Consider the following 21,222-nt stretch of genomic DNA (forward strand, 5'->3'; position numbering starts at 1 on the left):
TCTATTTATTTTAAGATAAAGACTTGAGATTCCTAAGTTCGATTGAAATCAAAGGATAGACTACGAACTTAGAGAGGGGGTAACCGAGTTGCTTAAGGGATTACAGCAATATGTTGGAAACAATGACGAATTAAAATCAATCATAAATGGAATAGATGAGGGCTTACGGGAGCAGTTAATTGCCGGTTTATCCGGGTCTGCTCGCACCGTGCTTACGGCAGCGCTTTATAGACAAACAAAACGCCCTATCCTTGTTGTCACTCATAATTTGTTCCAGGCTCAAAAAATTTATGAGGATTTAAATGGGCTATTAGAGGAAGATGAGGTTTACCTCTATCCTGTTAATGAATTAATTGCATCAGAAATTGGAATCGCAAGCCCTGAGCTTAAAGGGCAACGAATTGAAGCCCTGAATTATTGGAGCCACAAATCTAAAGGGGTCATTATTGCACCGATTGCAGGATTAAAAAGGCTACTTCCGCCTAAAACGTTATGGAAGAAAAGTCAGCTGACATTTACGGTCGGAAATGATATTGAAGTTGAAGACACACTAGAAAAACTCGTTGCGATGGGGTATGAACGGGTATCAATGGTATCAGCACCGGGTGAATACAGTGTGAGAGGTGGGATTCTCGATATCTACCCGTTAACCGAGGAAAATCCGGTTCGGATTGAGTTATTTGATACGGAAGTGGATTCAATCCGCACATTCTCACTAGAGGATCAACGTTCACAAGGAAAAATCAACTCGGTCGTGCTTGGACCTGCAACCGAAATTCTTCTGACGCCAACAAATATGGAAAAAGGCGTACATGCATTAGAAGAAGGACTAGCCAAAAGCTTAAAGAAGGTTAAGGATGAAAAGGCAAAGGAACTATTAATAGAAAATATTTCTTACGAGCTTGAACAATTTAAGAATGGGCAAGTTTTACAGCAAATGTTTAAATATCTATCCCTTATCTATGACCAGCCTGCTAGTTTACTAGACTATTTACCTAAAAATGGTCTCGTAATCTTAGATGAAATTAGTAGAATCCAGGACATGGCAGATAGTCTGGATAAGGAAGAAGCAGAATGGGTTACAAGTCTTTTATCACAAGGTGAGATCATCCATAATATTACCTTGTCACACCAGTTTACTAAGCTTCTTCAACAATCAAATAATCCTTTGGTGTATCTATCTCTTTTTCTAAGGCACGTGCCTCATACTAGCCCACAGAACATCTTAAATATGTCCTGTAAACAGATGCAAAATTTCCACGGCCAGATGCATGTTCTAAAAACAGAGCTAGAGCGTTGGCAGAAAGGGAATTACTCTGTTATTTTCCTCGGTTCAAATGAGGAGCGGGTGAAAAAGCTTGAGCAGGTCTTGTCTGACTATGAAATCAATGTATCAACTAGTAAAAGCAATGGAGATATTTTGCTAGGAAAAGCACAAATCCTGCTTGGGGACCTTCAGGATGGTTTTGAATTGCCTTTACAACGAATAGCGGTCATCACGGAGGAAGAGCTTTTTAAGAAAAAGATGCAAAAAACAAAACGTAAGCAAAAGCTATCCAACGCAGAACGGATTAAAAGCTATTCCGAATTACATGTCGGCGACCACGTTGTTCATGTTAACCATGGGATTGGGAAGTATTTAGGAATTGAAACATTAGAAATCAATGGCATCCATAAGGATTATTTGCATATTCGCTATCAAGGAAATGACAAGCTTTATGTACCGGTAGAGCAAATTGAGCTGGTGCAAAAATATGTTGCCTCTGAAGGCAAGGAACCGAAGCTTTACAAATTAGGTGGTACCGACTGGAAGCGTGTTAAGAAGAAGGTTGAATCATCGGTACAGGATATTGCTGATGATTTAATTAAGCTTTATGCTGAGCGTGAAGCAAGTAAGGGATTCGCTTTCTCCCCAGATGGAGAAATGCAACGAGATTTTGAGGCATCCTTTCAATATCAAGAAACGGAGGACCAGTTAAGGTCGATTCATGAAATTAAAAAGGATATGGAACGAGAGCGTCCAATGGATCGACTTCTTTGCGGTGATGTAGGCTATGGAAAGACAGAGGTTGCGATTCGTGCTGCATTCAAATCAATCATGGATGGAAAGCAGGTAGCCATCCTAGTTCCAACAACGATTTTGGCACAACAGCATTATGAAACGATCCGAGAAAGGTTTCAGGACTTCCCGATTTCAATTGGACAATTAAGTCGTTTCCGTTCAAAGAAACAACAAACAGAGGTTATGAAAGGACTGAAAGCGGGGACAATTGATATCGTTGTCGGAACACATCGCCTCTTGTCTAAGGATATTACCTATAAGGATCTAGGCCTATTAGTTATTGATGAGGAACAACGTTTCGGTGTTACACATAAGGAAAAAATCAAGCAATTAAAAGCAAATATTGACGTTCTTACATTGACGGCTACACCGATCCCACGGACACTTCATATGTCCATGCTTGGTGTTCGTGACCTGTCTGTTATTGAAACTCCACCTGAGAATCGATTCCCTGTGCAAACATACGTTGTTGAATACAACGGTGAACTCATCAGAGAAGCGATTGAACGGGAGATGGCAAGGGACGGTCAAGTGTACTTTTTATATAACCGTGTTGAGGATATCGAGCGTAAGGCAGAAGAGATCTCCATGCTTGTTCCTGATGCAAGAATTGCTTATGCTCACGGAAAAATGACTGAGAATGAACTTGAATCAGTGATTTTGAATTTTCTGGATGGTCAATTTGATGTCCTTGTGACAACAACCATTATTGAAACAGGTGTTGATATTCCAAACGTAAACACATTGATTGTTCAGGACGCAGACAGAATGGGTCTTTCACAGCTCTATCAGCTCAGAGGTCGTGTAGGACGTTCGAATCGTGTTGCATACGCGTATTTTACGTATCGGAAGGATAAGGTCTTGAACGAAGTCGCTGAAAAACGACTCCAAGCTATCAAAGAATTTACTGAGCTTGGATCAGGCTTTAAAATTGCAATGCGTGATTTGTCTATTCGAGGTGCAGGTAATATTTTAGGAGCTCAGCAGCATGGATTTATCGATTCTGTTGGATTTGACCTTTACTCACAAATGCTGAAAGAAGCCATTGAGGAACGTAAGGGCGATAAGACTGCTGTTAAACAAGCCAGTGTAGAAATCGATGTTGAAGTGGATGCGTATATCCCCGACGCATACATTTCTGATGGTCGCCAAAAAATTGATATGTATAAGCGATTTAGAGGTATCTCTTCAATGGAGGACGTTGAGGAACTCCAAGAGGAAATGGTTGACCGCTTTGGTGAATACCCACAAGAGGTAGATTATCTCTTCAAAATTGCCAAAATCAAGGTCTTTGCATTAGCCGAGCAAGTGATCTCTATTAAACAGGTTAAACAGGAAATCACGATTCTGTTATCGGAAGAGGCAAGTAGCCAAATCGATGGCGGGAAGATCTTTAAATTAGGAAATACATTTGGTCGCATGGTTGGTCTTGGGATGGAAGGCAGTAAGTTAAAAATTGTCATCCAAACAAAGGGATTAGATGAAAACCAATGGTTAGGCATTATCCATGATATGGTTAAAGGGTTACAAAATGTAAAAAAGGAAAATGTAAGTGCGGTTTAACTTGATTCGCATAGTATAAAATTCTGACGAATAGAACCAAAGTCTGAGTGGCCTATAGTTCTGTTGTATGGTTATTTTTTCCTATAATGAAAAATCACGATCATCGTGAATAGAACTCTGTTGGTGTAAGATACTAATCTCAACAACAAATGGTGATTTATTCAAATCTAGACAAATTGTACATCAATCACCACTATTCTTTAATCATCAGATGAAAGTGAGGCATCATAAGAATGAAGGCAACTGGTATTGTTCGTCGAATTGATGATTTAGGCCGAGTAGTTATCCCAAAAGAAATCCGCAGAACGTTACGTATTAGAGAGGGAGATCCATTAGAGATTTTTGTTGATCGTGATGGAGAGGTCATTTTAAAGAAATATTCACCGATTAGTGAACTAAGCGACTTTGCAAAGGAATATGGAGAGGCCCTTTATGATAGCTTGGGGCATCAAGTACTTATTTGTGACCGTGATGCATTTATTGCGGTTGCAGGAGGCTCAAAAAAAGAATACTTAAATAAAAATATAAGTGAACTAGTCGAAAAAGCGATGGAGGACAGATCCTCTATTTTAGAAACAGAAGAACGCCAAGTATCCATCGTAGAGGGTGTCGATGAAACAATCACATCATATACAATCGGTCCGATAATTGCAAATGGAGATCCAATTGGTGCCGTTGTAATTTTATCAAAAGAAAAAGCGCTTGGAGAAGTAGAACAAAAAGCAGTCGAAACGGCAGCTGGATTCCTAGCGCGTCAGATGGAACAGTAAATTAAAAGCACTTATATATGGAAAAGGTAGCTAACTTTAGCTGCCTTTTCTTCCGTTAGGGAGGAATTGTCCTACCAAGCACAATCATTCTAGGGGAAGTATGTTATAATACACTGGAAATTAGTAACTTTATTCATTCTGGTTTTGAACCCAACTGAATAAAGTTAAAGCCTCCGGCGGATGCCACAGATTTTCAAAGGAAGCTTTTCGAGCTTAGGATCAAAGACTAAGAACGCCACGTCCTGTGGCAACGTCTTTGTGACCCACGTCGTGTGGGCCTAAAAAATCTGGGCGCAAATACGCCTTGGCGTATTTGATTTGAGGGAAGGAGATGGGCGATGAGCGTCCAATCCGAAGAACGGTCAAAACGAATTTGGGAAGGGGCATTTGCCCTCACCCTCGCTGGTTTGATCACTAAGATACTAAGTGCAGGTTACCGGATCCCATACCAAAATATTGCGGGGGATATCGGTTTTTACATATATCAACAGGCATATCCGATTTACGGAATTGTCCTTGTGTTTTCTACATATGGATTTCCAGTGATTATTTCAAAGCTTCTTGCAGAGAAATTGGAACAACATGACGAAGCTTCTGTTATGAAAATACTCTATATCAGCTTAGTGACATTACTCGGAATGGGGTTTGTGATTTTTAGCTTTTTATTCTGGGGAGCAGAAATTGTTGCTGGCTGGATGGGTGACAAGGAGCTATCAACACTGATAAAGGTAATCTCGTTTTCCTTTTTACTCTTGCCGTTTATTTCCGTTTTCCGTGGCTATTTTCAAGGCCATAAAAATATGATCCCAACCGCTGTTTCTCAAGTATCAGAACAATCCATTCGCGTCGTCACCATATTATTCATGTCGTTTATTCTGTTGGATTATGGCTATGGCGCATATGAAGCAGGAGCTGGGGCGATATTTGGTTCGATTACAGGTGGGTTTGCGACAATTTCTGTTCTGTTGTTTTATTTCCTGAAAAGGAAGAAGACTGATCAAAAACGCCTGTTTCAAAAATCATCGATCAAAACAATGGAGATTGTCAAAATCCTTTTCACTCAAGGAATGACGATTTGTATTAGTGCTTTATTATTAATTTTATTTCAATTGGTCGATTCCTTCACTGTATACTCCTTGTTAGTTTCAGGTGGAATGGAAGAGGAAGTGGCAAAACAGGTAAAGGGAGTTTATGACAGGGGTCAGCCTTTGCTTCAGCTTGGGACAATAGTAGCCACATCTTTGGCATTATCGCTTGTCCCGCTAATCGCAAGTGCCAAGGCTAGAAACGATATGGTCTTTATTCAAAAAAAGGTGGATATCACCTTCCGATTAAGCATTGTCGTGGGACTTGGAGCGGCAGTAGGTCTTGCATGTGTCTTAGAGCCAACAAATATTATGCTGTTTCGAAATAACCTTGGTACAAATGTCTTAATGATTATTGGTTTTTCGATTTTATTTACGACATTGTCGCAATCCATTACTGCGATTTTACAAGGGCTTGGAGATCCTTTCATACCTGCCATAGTCGTTATCATTGGCATGTTTTTTAAATGGATGTTCAATCTGTTACTTATACCTAAATACGAAACCATTGGAGCAGCTGTTGCAACATTTGCTGCTTTCGGGTTCATAACAGTTATACATATTTTTATTGTAAAAAGGAAGCTGCCTGGGGTGCTTGGTAATTGGACATTTGTTTACCATGTCCTTTTCGCAACAGCTGCTATGGCGCTCGTTATTCTTTGTTATTCATGGGGCTTGCACCATCTTTTTCCGATAGCAGCAGAAACACGTACATTTGCTAGCTTTGAAGCATTATCGTCTGTTTTTATTGGAGGGGTCATTTATCTATTTTTTATTCTGAGAGGGAGAGTTTTTTCGGAAGAAGAACTCTCGGAAATCCCAATTGGATCAAAAGGATCCTATCTAATCAGCTTATTTAAAGGGGGTAAGAACGTATGATAACAGTTATTGGCTTAGGAGCGGGAGACCTATCACAACTCCCACTGGGCATTTATCGTAAACTTTTAGCAACTGATCATTTGTATCTTCGGACGAAGGAGCATCCTGTCATTAAGGAATTAGAAGCCGAAGGGATTTCCTATCAATCATTTGATGAGATTTACGAAAAGCATGGTCAATTTGGGGCGGTATATGAAGAGATCGTTGCTATTTTAAAAAATGAGGCGAAAACAAAGAATATTATCTATGCTGTACCGGGGCATCCAATGGTAGCAGAAAAGACAACGCAACTTTTACTTGAGGACAAAAACCTCGAGGTTCAAATTGAGGGTGGTCAAAGCTTTATTGACCCGTTATTGGCGTCGTTGAAGATTGATCCAATTGAAGGGTTTCAGTTCCTTGATGCCTTATCCTTTGAAAAAGATGAATTACAGCTTACCCAGCATCTCATCATCTGTCAGGTGTATGACCAATTCATTGCATCAACTGTGAAGTTAACATTAATGGAGCAATTACCTGATGAGTATGAAGTGTATATCGTAACAGCAGCGGGTAGTAAGGATGAAAAAATCACGAAAGTTCCTCTATATGAATTAGATAGAGGAGTCGAAGTGAATAATCTGACAAGCGTCTATGTCCCGCCTGTGAAAGAGGAAGAGCTGCTTTACCATGATTTTCGTACCTTTAGAAGAATTATTGCTGCATTAAGAGGCCCTGGCGGATGTCCATGGGATCAAAAACAAACCCACGAGTCGTTAAAAAAATATTTGCTAGAGGAAGCCTACGAGGTTCTCGATGCAATCGATAGTGAAGATGACGATCATTTAGCGGAGGAGCTAGGGGATGTGCTTCTTCAAATTCTCTTACACGCCCAAATTGGCGAGGATGAAGGAATGTTTACGATTGATGATGTGATTCGCGGGATTTCCGAAAAAATGATCCGTAGACATCCACATGTATTTGGAGAAGTATCAGCAGATACTGCCGAGGAAGTCGTGACCAATTGGGAGCAAATCAAACGATTGGAAAAAGGCAGCACAGCAGAAGAAAAATCGATTTTAGATGACGTCACAAAGGGCTTGCCTGGTTTAATGAAGGCCGTTCAGTATCAAAAAAAGGCAGCCAAAGTAGGATTTGACTGGGATGCTGTCGAACCTATGTGGGACAAAGTTTTTGAAGAAATACAAGAATACAAGGAAGCCGTAACTGGAAAACAAAAGGGAGATGCCATTCAAGAATTCGGAGATATCCTTTTTGCTTTAACCAATATAGCGAGATTTTATAAATTTGACCCAGAAGAAGCACTTGCGATGACGAATCAGAAGTTCGCAAGACGGTTTCAATTTATAGAAGAGGAACTTAGAGAACAAGGGTTAAAGTTTGAGGAGCAAACACTTGAACAGCTCGATGCCATATGGGAAAAAGCCAAACAAAAAGGATTATAACTTTATTCAGCAGGAGTCCGAACTATTATTGTGTGGAACGAATGTTTAATAAAGTATAAAATTCAGATTAGCGTCAAATACGGAGTGAATAAAGTTATAAAGCCTCCGGCGGACGTCATGATTTTTCAAAGGAAGTTTTTCAGCATTAACTGGCACTAAGCCCTCACTGAGGGCAAATGCCAGTAAAATCCTGATAAAGTGAACAAAGACTAAGAACGCCACGTCATGTGGCAACGTCTTCGTGACCCACTTCCTGTGGGCCTAGAAATCAGGCGCAAATACGCCAAGGCGCATTTGATTGAAAGAGGTGAAATGGATATGAGGTTGGATAAATTTTTGAAGGTTTCACGTTTAATTAAAAGACGCACACTGGCAAAAGAGGTTGCAGACCAAGGGAGAATTTTGATTAATGGTTTAGCTGCAAAAGCAAGCAGCAATGTGAAAATTGGGGATGAGTTAACTATTCGTTTTGGTCAGAAAATTGTAACCATAAATATTGAGGATCTTCAAGAAACAACAAAAAAAGAAGATGCAAACAAGCTTTACTCCGTACTGAAGGAGGAAAAAGTAGATGCGTAACATTTGATAATCTTGCGTAAGGCTTGTTCTAAATCCTACCATAAACTCATACATTTTACTATTAAACAAGTAGTTGTTCTGACTACTTAAGTATGAATGTGGGGGATAAAAGATGAACCAATACTATGATGGAACGCCATCCAATAAAGGAACCGTACAAGAGCATGATGTGATCATGAGAAGTCGCAAGCTTCTTGACATAACAGGTGTAAAACAGGTAGAAAGCTTTGATAATGAGGAATTTTTACTTGAAACTGTTATGGGTTTCCTAGCAATTCGTGGCCAAAACCTGCAAATGAAAAATCTAGATGTGGAAAAAGGAGTTGTATCAATCAAAGGAAGGGTCTATGATATTAACTATTTGGACGAACATTCCACGGAGAAGGCTAAGGGATTCTTTAGCAAGTTATTTAGATGACCTTGTCAACCCAGTTTTACACATTACTCGCAATGATTTGCATGGGGGGTTGGCTAGGAGCCTCTCTTGACACGTATCAACGCTTTTTAAAGCGATCGAGGCGAAAGTATTTCTTCGTTTTTATCAATGATATTCTTTTTTGGATTGTACAAGGCCTGTTGTTCTTTTATACACTTTTGTTGGTAAATGAGGGCGAACTGCGATTTTACGTATTTATCGCGATTCTATGTGGATTTGCCGCTTACCAAAGCCTTTTAAAATCAATTTATGTGAGAACATTGGAACATATTATTCAAGCCATTATACGTTTATACGAATTTTTACTTCGAACCGGTGAATTTCTCATCGTTCGACCCATTAAAATGCTCTATAAGCTCATTATCGTGATTCTTTTGGGGATATTCAATGTCATCCTGGTATTTGGGAGAATCCTACTCAATATCTGCTGGATAATCATTAAAATTTGTTTTGCACCAATTAAGTGGATTGGAATCTTGGTTTGGAGACTGTTGCCATCCACTGTTACGAAAAATGTTGAAAAGATTTTTCAAAAGTGTGCAGGACTTTTGAAAAAAGTAGAGAATATCAAACCTATATTGGTAAAATGGTGGAAGAAGATTAGGAAACAATAGGTAGGAGGCATTCTCTACAATGAGTGCAGTTCGAAAGAAAAACGTTACACAGTTACAATCAACCTATATGGAAAAATATAAGCAGCAAGAACAGGCCCATCAAGTGAAACGAAAAGGCTTGATGAGGAGATTGATTGCCTTTTTCGTCTTGGCAACAATCATTTCTTATGGGCTCATTTCAATGGTTGTCTCGCAGCATAAGACAATGAATGAAAAGACTGCTCAAAAGGAACAATTACAAGAACAGCTCAACACACTAAAAGATGAGCAAGTTCTTCTTGAAGAGGAAGTCGTGAAACTCAACAGTGATGAGTATATTGAAAAGATCATTCGCAGGGATTATTTTCTATCTAAGGAAGGAGAAATCATCTTTAAAGTTGGGGATGGGTCTTAGTCTTATTGACACTTGATTTTTAAATTATGTATAATATAATAAATTGATTTTTTTTAAACTTAAGGAGGAGCATTTTTTTTATGTCAATCGAAGTAGGCAGCAAGGTTCAAGGTAAGGTAACAGGAATTACGAATTTCGGAGCGTTTGTGGAGCTGCCAGAAGGCTCAACTGGTCTTGTCCATATAAGTGAGGTTGCTGACAATTATGTTAAAGATATCAATGAGCATTTAAAGGTCGGCGATCAAGTAGAGGTCAAGGTTATTAATGTTGAGAAGGATGGAAAAATTGGTTTATCCATTAAAAAAGCAAAAGAAACACAACAACCACAACGTCCACGACACAATGGTCCGCGTAATAACAGAAACGACCAACGTAACAACAACAAAACTGAAAACTTTGAGCAAAAAATGAATCGCTTTCTGAAGGACAGTGAAGATCGTCTATCTTCCTTAAAGCGTAATACTGAGTCAAAACGTGGTGGGCGTGGAGCGAGAAGAGGATAACCTGCTGCTGTAACTTAAATATATAGATAAAGCACCCTAATCGGGTGCTTTTTTGTGTACTGTTTTTTAAAATGGTATGAATGTTGGGTTTGTCCGATATCTTCAAAAATTGAATTCAGGTAAATGTGATCTCTGCGAATTGAATAACTACAAAAAAACAGTGCGAGCATTTACTCGCACTGTTTGTATGACCCGTACGGGATTCGAACCCGTGTTACCGCCGTGAAAGGGCGGTGTCTTAACCGCTTGACCAACGGGCCAAAAATTTATGGTAGCGGCGGAGGGGATCGAACCCCCGACCTCACGGGTATGAACCGTACGCTCTAGCCAGCTGAGCTACACCGCCATGTCTTTTCGCTATTTAATAGTGTTCGACAATCTCTTTCTCAAACTCTAGTAAGTAAGCACAAGTAATATAATACCTTGTGTGTATTCGTTCGTCAATATATTTTGTCTTGAAGGTAAATAATACAAAAATTCGCATAATACATACAATAAATCTATGATTCTTTCCTTATTTTTACCAAATTACAATCCTAAATTTCGCCATATGACATTTATTTTGTTGGAATACTGGACAAGCAGTCGAATGATTTATCTTTTCGCTCCTGTTGTTTTGACAAAATACGAATTCCTTCAACTGTATAATTACAAACAACTATTAAACAAGGGGAGTGTTTGTAAATGGAAAGAATAGAGAGGAATCTGAGCGGGCCAATCACAGATGTAAACATTGAAAAAACGCAGGACACAGTGTCCAGATGGGTTCAACGCTTTCAAGCCAAACTTGAAAATCTATTTCTATTAAAAGGGCTTTTACTAGGAGTTGTTGGGTTTTTATTAGGACGGGCCCTCATCCTGAATGAATTAACCCCCTTTGCATTACCATTTTTCGCAAGTGTATTTATGATGAAAAAAGGAAAAGCGGGACTTGCGATGGCAGCCGTTATCGCAGGATCATTTACCCTTTCAGCAGATGTCACTATTTTTACATTTCTATCAATTGCCTTATTTCTTGTAATCTATAAGGTACTTCAAAGGTTTAAAGTAGATTTTCTCAAAGTACTACCAGTGCTGGTGTTAATCGCATCTGCGATTGCGAAGGTGGGAGTCCTTTATGTTACTCAAGGATCAATCACCATCCATGACGGGGTAATGATTGGCGTCGGATCCGGTTTAGCCTTTATATTAAGCTTCATTTTCCTTCAAAGTGTACCATTGTTAACAGAGAGACGAAGGAGACAATCCTTTAAAACGGAAGAAGTTATTTGTTTGATTATCTTAATTGCCTCTGTGTTAACAGGAACAATGGGATGGCTCGTCTATGAGATGTCCATTTCCAATATTCTTTCACGCTATGTTGTCCTCTTGTTTGCGTTTGTTGCAGGAGCAACGATAGGCTCAACAGTAGGGGTTGTAACCGGACTTATTTTAAGCTTAGCGAATGTAACGAGCTTGTACCAAATGAGTCTTTTAGCTTTTTCTGGTTTACTAGGTGGCCTTTTAAAAGAAGGAAAAAAAGCAGGAGTTGCCCTTGGCCTCATTGTAGGAACGCTATTAATTGGCCTTTACGGTGAAGGGGCTAGTCAAATTATTCCTACATTATATGAATCCGGTGTAGCGATTCTATTATTTTTACTAACGCCTAAAAGCTTAATAAGCAAAGTGGCGAAAAATATTCCAGGGACACCTGAGCATCAGGCAGAACAACAGCAATATCTGCGGAAAATTCGTGATGTGACCGCTAATCGTGTTTCGCAGTTTTCAACAGTGTTTGAGGCTTTGTCCAATAGTTTTTCAGAATATGGATATCCCATTGATGAAGAGGACAAAGACCGTGAAATCGACTTGTTTTTAAGCAATGTAACGGAAAAGACCTGTCAATCATGTTTTAAAAAGGAGGCGTGCTGGTCCAAGAACTTTAATAAAACATATGACTTTATGAATGATATTATGCATGGATGTGATACAAATTCGCTTCAATACAATCACAAGCTTACGAGAGACTGGGACAAGCATTGTGTACGATCGAAAAAAGTAATTGATGCAATTGAACAGGAGTTGACCTATTATCAGGCAAATCAAAAGCTAAAAAAACAAGTAAAGGAGAGTAGAAAGCTAGTAGCTGACCAATTATTAGGTGTCTCCCAGGTAATGAGTGATTTTGCGAAGGAAATTCAAAGGGAAGGTGAAAATCACCATGTGTTAGAAGAGCAAATCTTAGATGCATTGCAGTCGTTTGGAATTCAAATTGGGCATGTAGAAATTTATAGTGTCGAACAAGGAAATGTCGATATTGAATTGAGTATTCCATATTGCAATGGAAGTGGGGAGTGTGAAAAATTAATTGCACCGATGCTATCTGATATTTTGGAAGAAACGATCCTCGTGAAAAAGGAAGAATGCTCAGCATATCCAAATGGGTATTGTCATGTGACACTTGGTTCTGCAAAAGCATATGTCATTGAGACGGGAGTAGCCCACGCTGCTAAGGATGGCGGATTAGTCTCAGGGGATAGTTTTTCAACCATTGAGTTAGGTGCTGGAAAGCATGCGGTTGCTATCAGCGATGGGATGGGGAATGGTGAACGAGCCCATTACGAAAGCAATGAAACCTTGGAGTTGTTAAAAAAGATTCTTCAATCTGGAATTGAAGAGAAAGTAGCGATTAAATCCGTAAACTCCATTCTTTCATTACGAACAACAGATGAGATTTTCTCAACACTTGATTTAGCGGTGATTGACTTACAGGATGCCAGTGCAAAGTTCTTAAAAATCGGCTCTACGCCAAGCTATATTAAGAGAGGAGATAAGATTAGTAAAATACAGGCAAGTAATCTACCGATGGGAATCATAGAGGACTTTGAAGTGGAGGTAGTAGATGAGCAATTGAAGGCTGGAGACCTATTGATCATGATGAGCGATGGGATTTTTGAAGGTCCAAAGCATGTTGAAAACTATGATATGTGGATGAAACGTAAGATCAAAGAAATTCAAACAAAAGATCCTCAAGAGATTGCGGATCTAATTATGGAGGAGGTAATCCGGACAAGATCTGGTCAAATTGAAGATGATATGACAGTTGTAGTGACAGAGCTCAAACATAATACACCAAAATGGGCAGCCATCCCTGCATATGGATATCATAAAACGAAGAGTAAGGCAATTTGATTCTATTAAAAGGGTTTAAAATATGAATATTTCGTCCATCCTTATACTAATTTTACCTAGTTGGAGGGGATGAAACGTGCAAAAAGGCACATTGAAGCAAATTCTATTAATTACGGATGGTTGCTCAAATCAAGGGGAAGATCCGATTGCGATGGCAGCTCTTGCTAGGGAGCAAGGAGTAACCATTAATGTAATCGGTGTAGTGGAGCAGGATACGATTGATGAACGAGGAATGCAGGAAATAGAAGGAATGGCTACTGCCGGTGGAGGCGTAAGTCAAATTGTTTATTCCACTCAGTTGTCTCAAACTGTTCAAATGGTAACAAAACAAGCGATGACCCAAACTCTGCAGGGGGTGGTCAACAAGGAGCTCCAGCAAATCTTAGGAGCCAAAACGTCAATGGAAGACCTGCCTCCGGAGCAGCGTGGAGAAGTGATGGAGGTTGTAGATGAACTTGGTGAAACAGTTGATTTAGAGGTTCTGGTTTTAGTAGATACGAGTGCAAGTATGAAGCACAAATTGCCAACTGTCAAAGAAGCGTTGCTTGACCTATCAATAAGCTTAAATGCGAGAATGGGAGACAATCAATTTTCTGTTTTCGTATTTCCGGGGAAAAGAGTCGAAGTAGAAAGGGTATTAGATTGGACGCCAAGACTAGAATCCTTATCTAGTATTTTTCCAAAGCTTACGACCGGTGGTATCACTCCAACAGGACCGGCAATCCGGGAAGCACTTACCTACTTCAAGAAAAAAAGATCATTAAGGAGTTTGTTGTCTCGTGATGATGAACAATACTACGAAGAGTCAGGCATGTAAGGTTTCTCCCGGTACTGTCATTACTGGAAAATGGCATAAAAAATCATATCGCATTGTGAGACCTTTAGGACAAGGTGCCAATGGTATTGTCTACCTAGCTGAGAGCATTGATGGCCCTGTGGCTTTAAAAATTAGTGAAAATGGCGTGACAATTACGTCGGAAGTAAATGTGCTAAAACATTTCTCTAAGGTCCAAGGCTCTGCCCTTGGGCCTTCTTTCATAGATGTAGATGATTGGATAAGACCTGGATTCCTTGCGCCAATCTCCTTTTATGTCATGGAATATATTCGTGGGGAAAGCTTTTTATCTTTTATCGAAAAAAGAGGAAAAGAGTGGACAGGCATCTTATGCTTACAATTACTTTCTGATTTGGACAGGCTCCATCAGGAAGGATGGGTTTTCGGTGACTTAAAACCTGATAATCTACTTGTTGCGGGGAATTCACCAAAAATCCGCTGTATTGATGTCGGAGGAACAACTGTACAAGGAAGGGCAATAAAAGAGTTTACGGAGTTCTTTGATCGTGGCTATTGGGGAGCAGGTTCTAGAAAAGCAGAGCCGAGCTATGATTTATTTGCGGTAGCGATGATTATCATCAATGCAGCCTATCCAAAACGTTTTACACGAACAGACCAACCAGTGAAACAATTAAAATCCATTATCGCAAATACTGACTCCCTACGAAGATTCGATACCGTGCTCTTATCTGCGATTGATGGGAAATATCACCGGGCGGCAGATATGCGTAAAGATTTGGTTATGAAATTAAGCCAAGCTAATAAGGATCATACTCCTGTGCAAAAAACACGAACAACAAGAAAGTCGAAAGCTCAGACAAAGGCAACTAGTCATTCCCAACCTCTATCTAATTTATCACGGGCAAATCCACAACCAAAACCGAGGACACAAAAAGGTGGTGCCCTTGAAACCGTATTATTACTACTGTTTGTGTCACTCGGATATTTGCTCTATCTATATGGACAAATTCTGTAAAAATGACTTGGAAAGTGGTACGATAAATACACTGTTAAGATACAAAAAAGGATTGGTCCGACAATGATCGAAAAAGTAAGCCGATTTATTGAAAACAATGAATTAATTCAAAAGGGCTCAACGTTAATAGTAGGGGTTTCCGGTGGTCCGGATTCCCTCGCGTTACTGCATTATTTATTCCATTATCAGAAGGAATCAACAGTTATTGCTGCCCATGTTGACCATATGTTTCGTGGGAAAGAATCAGAAGAGGATTTACTCTATGTAAAAGAATTTTGTCAAATGTATCAAATTCCTTTTGAATCAATCCAAATTGATGTGACATCCTATAAAAAGGAACATGGCTTAAGCTCTCAAGTTGCAGCAAGGGAAGTGAGGTATGGTTTTTTTGACGAAGTCATGCGAAAACATAAAGCGGATTATTTAGTACTTGGGCATCATGGGGACGATCAAATAGAAACAATTTTAATGCGTCTAGTCCGCGGTAGTAAGGGAGTTGGCTATGCAGGCATGCAGGTGAAACGCCCATTTTCAAGTGGGTCGATCATTCGTCCATTTTTAGCTGTGACAAGAGCGGACATAGAAGAATATTGCAAGGATTGGAAGCTATCGCCAAGACACGACCCGTCAAATGATCAAGACGATTATACAAGGAACCGATTTAGGCATCATGTTCTTCCGTTTTTAAAACAAGAAAATTCAGCGGTTCACGAGCAGTTTTTGCAATTTAATCAGTACATAACAGAGGATAATGAAGTTTTAGATGAATTAACAATTGAGAAAATGAATAAAGTAATGAAAAGGAAAGAGGACAACGAAATAGAGATTGAAATTCCCCCATTTTTGGAGATACCAAAATCTTTACAAAGAAGAGGGATTCAACTAATATTAAACTATCTCTACAAAGAACTTCCTCCTTCTCTTTCTGCCGTACATATTGACAATTTGTTAACCTTCTTGGCGAGTGATCATCCATCCGGAGAATTGCATTTTCCTGCTGGTTTGCGAATTGTGAAATCTTATGAGAGTTGTACATATACTTATACGGATTGTAAGGAAAAAGTAAGCCCCTATCGATTTCACATTGATACACCTGGGCTTTATAAACTTGAAGATGGTAGTGAAATAAAGAGTCAAGTGTGGAAGAACTATCCCGGGAGATTGGTCGGAAATGACTGTTTCGTCATTGACCCAGACACTATCCAATTGCCAATTTATGTCCGAACGAGAAAAATTGGAGATAAAATGAGACTTAAAGGAATGAATGGGTCTAAAAAAGTGAAGGATATTTTCATTGATGAAAAAATACCTCTTCACAGACGTGACCATTGGCCGATTGTCGAGGATGAACAAGGAAAGATTTTGTGGCTTCCAGGATTAAAAAAGTCATCGTATGAAGCAACTTGTAAAACAAAATCACACTATATCGTACTACAATACACGCAATGATTTAGGGGGCTTTAAAAGAATGAAGCAGGATATTGAGAAGGTTTTATTTAGCGAAGAAGAAATTCAGCAAAAAATTAAGGAATTAGGCAATACTTTAACAGAGGATTATAAGGACAAATTTCCTTTAGCCATTGGAATTTTAAAAGGGGCTATGCCTTTCATGGGCGATCTGTTAAAAAGAGTAGATGCATACTTAGAAATGGATTTTATGGATGTGTCAAGCTATGGAAACTCAACAGTTTCTTCCGGTGAAGTGAAAATCATCAAGGACTTAGATACATCTGTTGAAGGAAGAGATATTCTCGTTATTGAGGATATTATCGATAGTGGTCTTACATTAAGCTACATCGTTGAATTATTCCGTTATCGTAAAGCAAAGTCCATTAAAATTGTTACACTTTTGGATAAGCCAACGGGAAGAAAAGCCGATATTAGCGCAGACTATGTCGGATTTATTGTTCCAGATGAATTTGTTGTAGGGTACGGTCTAGATTATGCCGAAAAGTATCGTAATTTACCGTATATCGGTGTGTTAAAACCTGAGGTGTATTCAGAATAGTTCATTTCCTACTAAAAAACTTGGACTTTTTTTGAAACCAATTTGCGGGTTAAACGTATATCATTTGAATAGCAATTATTATCTATGATACTATTTACTATAGTTTGTTCACCGTGGGAGGAGGTAAGGGATGAATCGGATTTTCAGAAATGTCATATTCTATTTACTCATATTTTTAGTCATTATCGGTGTGGTTAGCTTCTTCCAAGGAGCAGGTGGCCAGCCCGAAGTGATGAAATATGGCAAGTTTGTTCAACATCTCGAAGCAGGAGATGTAAAAAATATTACGATCCAACCTGAAAGAGGCGTCTATGAGGTTAGAGGGCAGTTAAAGAGCTATGATAAGGATACATTCTTTGTCACTAACATCATCGGTAGCCAAAATGAAGTTGATCGGATTACTGAGGCTGCGAAGATCGCAGAGGTCGATATACTTAAAGCAAAGGAAACCAGTGGTTGGGTAACCTTCTTTACGTCGATTATTCCATTTGTTATTATCTTTATTTTATTCTTCTTCCTACTTAATCAAGCCCAAGGCGGCGGTAGTAGGGTTATGAATTTTGGTAAGAGTAAAGCAAAGTTATATAGCGAAGAAAAGAAAAAGGTTAGATTTAAAGATGTTGCAGGTGCGGACGAAGAGAAGCAAGAGCTTATTGAAGTAGTTGAGTTCTTGAAAGACCCTCGAAAGTTTGCTGAACTAGGTGCAAGAATTCCAAAAGGGATCCTCCTTGTTGGACCTCCTGGTACAGGTAAAACATTGCTTGCCCGTGCGGCTGCTGGTGAAGCAGGAGTTCCATTCTTCACCATTAGTGGTTCGGATTTCGTTGAAATGTTCGTTGGGGTCGGTGCTTCACGTGTACGTGACCTATTTGAAAATGCAAAGAAAAATGCTCCATGTATCATTTTTATAGATGAAATTGATGCAGTTGGTCGTCAGCGTGGTGCAGGTCTTGGTGGCGGTCATGATGAGCGCGAACAAACCTTAAACCAATTACTAGTTGAGATGGACGGATTCGGTGCAAATGAAGGAATCATCATTATTGCAGCGACAAACCGCCCAGACATTCTTGACCCAGCTCTTTTACGTCCGGGACGTTTTGACCGTCAAATCACAGTTGACCGTCCAGATGTAAAAGGAAGAGAAGCGGTATTACGAGTTCACGCTCGTAACAAGCCTTTTGATGAATCTGTTGATTTAAAGGCAATCGCTGCAAGAACACCAGGATTTTCCGGTGCGGACTTGGAAAACTTACTTAACGAGGCAGCACTTGTTGCAGCTCGACAAAACAAAAAGAAAATTGATATGACCGATCTTGATGAAGCATCAGACCGTGTCATTGCAGGTCCTGCGAAAAAGAATCGAGTTATTTCGAAAAAAGAACGCAATATCGTGGCCTTCCATGAAGCGGGGCATACCGTTATTGGAATGGTACTTGATGAAGCGGACTTGGTTCATAAGGTCACAATTGTCCCTCGTGGTCAAGCAGGCGGTTATGCAGTAATGCTTCCTAAGGAAGACCGTTACTTCATGACAAAGCCTGAATTGTTAGATAAAATCACAGGTCTCTTAGGTGGTCGTGTAGCGGAAGAAGTCACATTTGGGGAAGTGAGTACAGGTGCCCACAATGACTTCCAACGTGCCACAGGTATTGCTCGTAAAATGGTTACCGAATATGGAATGAGTGAGAAACTTGGTCCACTACAATTCGGCCAGGCACAGGGTGGTCAAGTGTTCTTAGGACGTGACATCCACAATGAGCAAAACTACAGCGATGCAATTGCGCACGAAATTGATCTAGAGATTCAACGCTTTATTAAAGAAAGCTATGAAAAAGCAAGACAAATTCTTACTGAAAATCAAGATAAACTTAAACTTATCGCAGAAACATTACTTGAGGTTGAAACTTTAGATGCTGCCCAAATTAAGAGCTTGTTCGAAGAAGGTAAACTACCTGACCGACCAGTCGCTTCTAACGATGCAGATAAACCAAAAGAAGATGTAAAAGTTACGATTAGCTCTAAAAAAGAAGAGGAAGTAACGGAAGGCGAAAACAAAGATAAAGAAGAGTAATCCTAAAAGGTGTCTACAACCTAACGTAGGCACCTTTTTTGTGTCATTTAAGCTCTTTAATTGTGGAATAATAAAAACGAGGTGTGGTATGATGTTTCCATTAAGCGAGGTTAGAAGTCAGGGGTAGGGGGTACCACATGATTTTTGTTTTTGATGTAGGGAATACAAATATGGTTTTAGGGGTATATGAAAATGATGACTTAAAGCATCATTGGAGAATCGAAACCAGCCGAAATAAAACAGAGGATGAATATGGCCTCATTATAAAATCTCTTTTAGCACATGAAGGATTAACCTTTCAGGATATTAATGGCATTATTATGTCCTCCGTCGTGCCGCCGATTATGTTTGCACTTGAACGAATGTGCATAAAGTATTTTGGAATGAAGCCTTTAGTGGTGGGACCCGGCATTAAGACGGGGTTAAATATTAAATACGACAACCCTAAAGAAGTGGGGGCAGACCGAATTGTCAATGCTGTTTCGGGAATCCATCTTTATGGAGGTCCACTTATCATTGTTGATTTTGGTACGGCCACTACTTTTTGCTACATAAATGAGAAAAAGCAATATATGGGTGGAGCAATCGCACCTGGAATTGCAATTTCAACAGAGGCTTTGTATTCTAGGGCTGCAAAGCTACCAAGAATCGAAATAGCTCGTCCAGAAGGTGTGATTGGGCGAAACACTGTAAGTGCTATGCAGGCAGGTATATTATTTGGTTACGTTGGTCAGGTTGAAGGTATCGTCGCCCGCATTAAAGCCCAAGCCGCGGAGAAACCAAGGGTCATTGCTACAGGTGGACTTGCTCCACTGATTTCAGCTGAATCAACTGCGATTGATGTTGTCGATCCATTTTTAACCCTAAAAGGGTTACAGCTTATTTATCAACGTAATAAAGATACTAATTAAAAATACATCAGATGTGATGACACGAAAAGGAGTAATAAAATGAGTGATTATTTAATTAAAGCGTTAGCTTATGATGGACAGGTTCGTGCATATGCAATAAATTCAACAGAAACAGTTGCCGAGGCTCAAAGACGCCATTATACATGGCCTACTGCATCTGCAGCACTTGGAAGAACGATGACAGCAGGAGTGATGTTAGGAGCAACTCTAAAGGGAGAGGTTAAGCTCAGCATTAAGATTGAAGGTGGCGGTCCAATCGGGATTATTCTCGTTGATACAAATGCAAAAGGGGAAGTAAGAGGATACGTGACGAACCCGCAAACTCATTTTGATTTAAATGAACATGGGAAACTTGATGTGAGAAGAGCTGTTGGAACAGACGGAACCTTAACAGTTGTAAAGGATGTCGGCATGAGGGACCAATTCTCTGGGCAGGTTCCAATTGTATCAGGAGAACTAGGCGAGGATTTTACCTATTATCTAGTATCTTCTGAACAGACTCCATCATCTGTTGGGGTAGGGGTTTTAGTGAATCCAGACAACTCCATTTTAGCTGCTGGTGGCTTCCTAATTCAGCTTATGCCTGGTACAGATGAGAAAACTATTACGCTAATCGAAAAAAGACTTCAGGAAATCGAACCGATCTCCAAAATGATTGAAAAGGGGCTTACACCTGAAGATATTTTAGCCGAGGTCGTTGGCGAGGAAAATCTTAAAGTTCTTGAAAAAATGCCGGTATCCTTTGTTTGTCCTTGCTCAAGGGAGCGGATTGAGAGTGCCATCATAAGCTTAGGAACTGAAGAAATCGAAGCTATGATTGAGGAAGAAGGAAAAGCAGAGGCACAATGCCATTTTTGTAACGAAAAATATCATTTTTCTAAAGATGAATTAATAGAATTAAAAGACCAAGCAAAGTAAGG

General features: G+C 39.6%; 17 protein-coding genes and 2 tRNA genes. 17 read left to right on the plus strand and 2 right to left on the minus strand.

Annotated elements, in window-relative coordinates:
* Positions 1-88 precede the first annotated feature (88 nt).
* The 9 genes from mfd (at position 89) to V7097_RS09200 (ending at position 10,330) form a co-directional block, all read left to right on the plus strand.
* Positions 89-3,625 (plus strand): transcription-repair coupling factor, encoded by a 3,537-nt coding sequence (mfd, locus tag V7097_RS09160; RefSeq protein ID WP_335703301.1) that lies wholly within the window; start codon positions 89-91, stop codon positions 3,623-3,625.
* Positions 3,626-3,858: 233 nt separating this feature from the next.
* A complete protein-coding gene (gene spoVT, locus V7097_RS09165; RefSeq protein WP_335703302.1) occupies positions 3,859-4,395 on the plus strand; it encodes a stage V sporulation protein T in 537 nt (178 codons plus the stop codon).
* A gap of 338 nt (positions 4,396-4,733) precedes the next feature.
* Entirely contained in the window at positions 4,734-6,359 is a 1,626-nt protein-coding gene (locus V7097_RS09170; RefSeq protein WP_335703303.1) for a putative polysaccharide biosynthesis protein, read from the plus strand.
* The gene (mazG, locus tag V7097_RS09175; protein ID WP_335703304.1) at positions 6,356-7,804 is read left to right on the plus strand and encodes a nucleoside triphosphate pyrophosphohydrolase; all 1,449 of its coding nucleotides are present in this window, start codon (positions 6,356-6,358) and stop codon (positions 7,802-7,804) included. Before V7097_RS09170 ends, mazG begins: the two co-directional genes overlap by 4 nt.
* Before the next feature lie 318 nt (positions 7,805-8,122).
* Positions 8,123-8,383 carry an RNA-binding S4 domain-containing protein gene (locus tag V7097_RS09180; RefSeq protein WP_335703305.1) on the plus strand — a complete coding sequence of 87 codons (261 nt, stop codon included), beginning with the start codon at positions 8,123-8,125 and terminating at the stop codon, positions 8,381-8,383.
* Positions 8,384-8,495: 112 nt separating this feature from the next.
* A complete protein-coding gene (yabP, locus tag V7097_RS09185) occupies positions 8,496-8,801 on the plus strand; it encodes a sporulation protein YabP (RefSeq protein WP_335703306.1) in 306 nt (101 codons plus the stop codon).
* The gene (yabQ, locus tag V7097_RS09190; RefSeq protein ID WP_335703307.1) at positions 8,798-9,433 is read left to right on the plus strand and encodes a spore cortex biosynthesis protein YabQ; all 636 of its coding nucleotides are present in this window, start codon (positions 8,798-8,800) and stop codon (positions 9,431-9,433) included. Before yabP ends, yabQ begins: the two co-directional genes overlap by 4 nt.
* Positions 9,434-9,452: 19 nt before the next feature.
* The gene (locus tag V7097_RS09195; protein WP_335703308.1) at positions 9,453-9,827 is read left to right on the plus strand and encodes an FtsB family cell division protein; all 375 of its coding nucleotides are present in this window, start codon (positions 9,453-9,455) and stop codon (positions 9,825-9,827) included.
* A gap of 80 nt (positions 9,828-9,907) precedes the next feature.
* Positions 9,908-10,330 carry a S1 domain-containing RNA-binding protein gene (locus V7097_RS09200; RefSeq protein ID WP_335703309.1) on the plus strand — a complete coding sequence of 141 codons (423 nt, stop codon included), beginning with the start codon at positions 9,908-9,910 and terminating at the stop codon, positions 10,328-10,330.
* Positions 10,331-10,518: 188 nt separating this feature from the next.
* On the opposite strand, the gene V7097_RS09205 is transcribed toward V7097_RS09200, so the two are convergent.
* Both V7097_RS09205 and V7097_RS09210 read right to left on the minus strand, forming a co-directional pair.
* Positions 10,519-10,590: transfer RNA gene (locus V7097_RS09205), tRNA-Glu, on the minus strand.
* A 9-nt stretch (positions 10,591-10,599) separates the two neighbouring features.
* A tRNA-Met gene (locus tag V7097_RS09210) sits at positions 10,600-10,676 on the minus strand.
* Positions 10,677-11,014: 338 nt separating this feature from the next.
* On the opposite strand from V7097_RS09210, the gene spoIIE reads away from it, so the two are divergent.
* From spoIIE to hslO, 8 genes are all read left to right on the plus strand, one after another.
* On the plus strand, positions 11,015-13,501 hold the full coding sequence (gene spoIIE, locus V7097_RS09215) for a stage II sporulation protein E (RefSeq protein WP_335703310.1): 2,487 nt from the start codon (positions 11,015-11,017) through the stop codon (positions 13,499-13,501).
* Positions 13,502-13,577: 76 nt separating this feature from the next.
* Positions 13,578-14,318: a vWA domain-containing protein gene (locus tag V7097_RS09220; RefSeq protein WP_335703311.1), complete on the plus strand. Its 741-nt coding sequence runs from the start codon at positions 13,578-13,580 to the stop codon at positions 14,316-14,318.
* A complete protein-coding gene (locus V7097_RS09225; RefSeq protein ID WP_335703312.1) occupies positions 14,284-15,312 on the plus strand; it encodes a serine/threonine protein kinase in 1,029 nt (342 codons plus the stop codon). The genes V7097_RS09220 and V7097_RS09225 overlap by 35 nt, the downstream gene beginning before the upstream one ends.
* A gap of 63 nt (positions 15,313-15,375) precedes the next feature.
* The gene (gene tilS, locus V7097_RS09230; RefSeq protein WP_335703313.1) at positions 15,376-16,761 is read left to right on the plus strand and encodes a tRNA lysidine(34) synthetase TilS; all 1,386 of its coding nucleotides are present in this window, start codon (positions 15,376-15,378) and stop codon (positions 16,759-16,761) included.
* 19 nt (positions 16,762-16,780) lie between these two features.
* Positions 16,781-17,320 carry a hypoxanthine phosphoribosyltransferase gene (gene hpt, locus V7097_RS09235; protein WP_335703314.1) on the plus strand — a complete coding sequence of 180 codons (540 nt, stop codon included), beginning with the start codon at positions 16,781-16,783 and terminating at the stop codon, positions 17,318-17,320.
* 130 nt (positions 17,321-17,450) lie between these two features.
* Positions 17,451-19,391 carry an ATP-dependent zinc metalloprotease FtsH gene (gene ftsH, locus V7097_RS09240; protein ID WP_335703315.1) on the plus strand — a complete coding sequence of 647 codons (1,941 nt, stop codon included), beginning with the start codon at positions 17,451-17,453 and terminating at the stop codon, positions 19,389-19,391.
* Between the two features lie 137 nt (positions 19,392-19,528).
* Entirely contained in the window at positions 19,529-20,302 is a 774-nt protein-coding gene (locus V7097_RS09245; protein ID WP_335703316.1) for a type III pantothenate kinase, read from the plus strand.
* Between the two features lie 39 nt (positions 20,303-20,341).
* On the plus strand, positions 20,342-21,220 hold the full coding sequence (hslO, locus tag V7097_RS09250) for an Hsp33 family molecular chaperone HslO (protein ID WP_335703317.1): 879 nt from the start codon (positions 20,342-20,344) through the stop codon (positions 21,218-21,220).
* Positions 21,221-21,222: the final 2 nt, after the last annotated feature.

Source organism: Bacillus sp. JJ1562 (assembly GCF_036962705.1).
Taxonomy (GTDB): Bacteria; Bacillota; Bacilli; order Bacillales; family Bacillaceae_L; genus Ferdinandcohnia.

Bases quoted from the DNA above. Each gene is read 5' to 3' on its own strand.
- V7097_RS09225 (WP_335703312.1), top strand. From the start codon at position 14,284: ATGATGAACAATACTACGAAGAGTCAGGCATGTAAGGTTTCTCCCGGT.
- mazG (WP_335703304.1), top strand. From the start codon at position 6,356: ATGATAACAGTTATTGGCTTAGGAGCGGGAGACCTATCACAACTCCCA.
- ftsH (WP_335703315.1), top strand. From the start codon at position 17,451: ATGAATCGGATTTTCAGAAATGTCATATTCTATTTACTCATATTTTTA.
- V7097_RS09245 (WP_335703316.1), top strand. From the start codon at position 19,529: ATGATTTTTGTTTTTGATGTAGGGAATACAAATATGGTTTTAGGGGTA.
- V7097_RS09180 (WP_335703305.1), top strand. From the start codon at position 8,123: ATGAGGTTGGATAAATTTTTGAAGGTTTCACGTTTAATTAAAAGACGC.
- yabQ (WP_335703307.1), top strand. From the start codon at position 8,798: ATGACCTTGTCAACCCAGTTTTACACATTACTCGCAATGATTTGCATG.
- spoVT (WP_335703302.1), top strand. From the start codon at position 3,859: ATGAAGGCAACTGGTATTGTTCGTCGAATTGATGATTTAGGCCGAGTA.
- spoIIE (WP_335703310.1), top strand. From the start codon at position 11,015: ATGGAAAGAATAGAGAGGAATCTGAGCGGGCCAATCACAGATGTAAAC.
- V7097_RS09195 (WP_335703308.1), top strand. From the start codon at position 9,453: ATGAGTGCAGTTCGAAAGAAAAACGTTACACAGTTACAATCAACCTAT.
- tilS (WP_335703313.1), top strand. From the start codon at position 15,376: ATGATCGAAAAAGTAAGCCGATTTATTGAAAACAATGAATTAATTCAA.
- hpt (WP_335703314.1), top strand. From the start codon at position 16,781: ATGAAGCAGGATATTGAGAAGGTTTTATTTAGCGAAGAAGAAATTCAG.
- yabP (WP_335703306.1), top strand. From the start codon at position 8,496: ATGAACCAATACTATGATGGAACGCCATCCAATAAAGGAACCGTACAA.
- hslO (WP_335703317.1), top strand. From the start codon at position 20,342: ATGAGTGATTATTTAATTAAAGCGTTAGCTTATGATGGACAGGTTCGT.
- V7097_RS09200 (WP_335703309.1), top strand. From the start codon at position 9,908: ATGTCAATCGAAGTAGGCAGCAAGGTTCAAGGTAAGGTAACAGGAATT.
- V7097_RS09170 (WP_335703303.1), top strand. From the start codon at position 4,734: ATGAGCGTCCAATCCGAAGAACGGTCAAAACGAATTTGGGAAGGGGCA.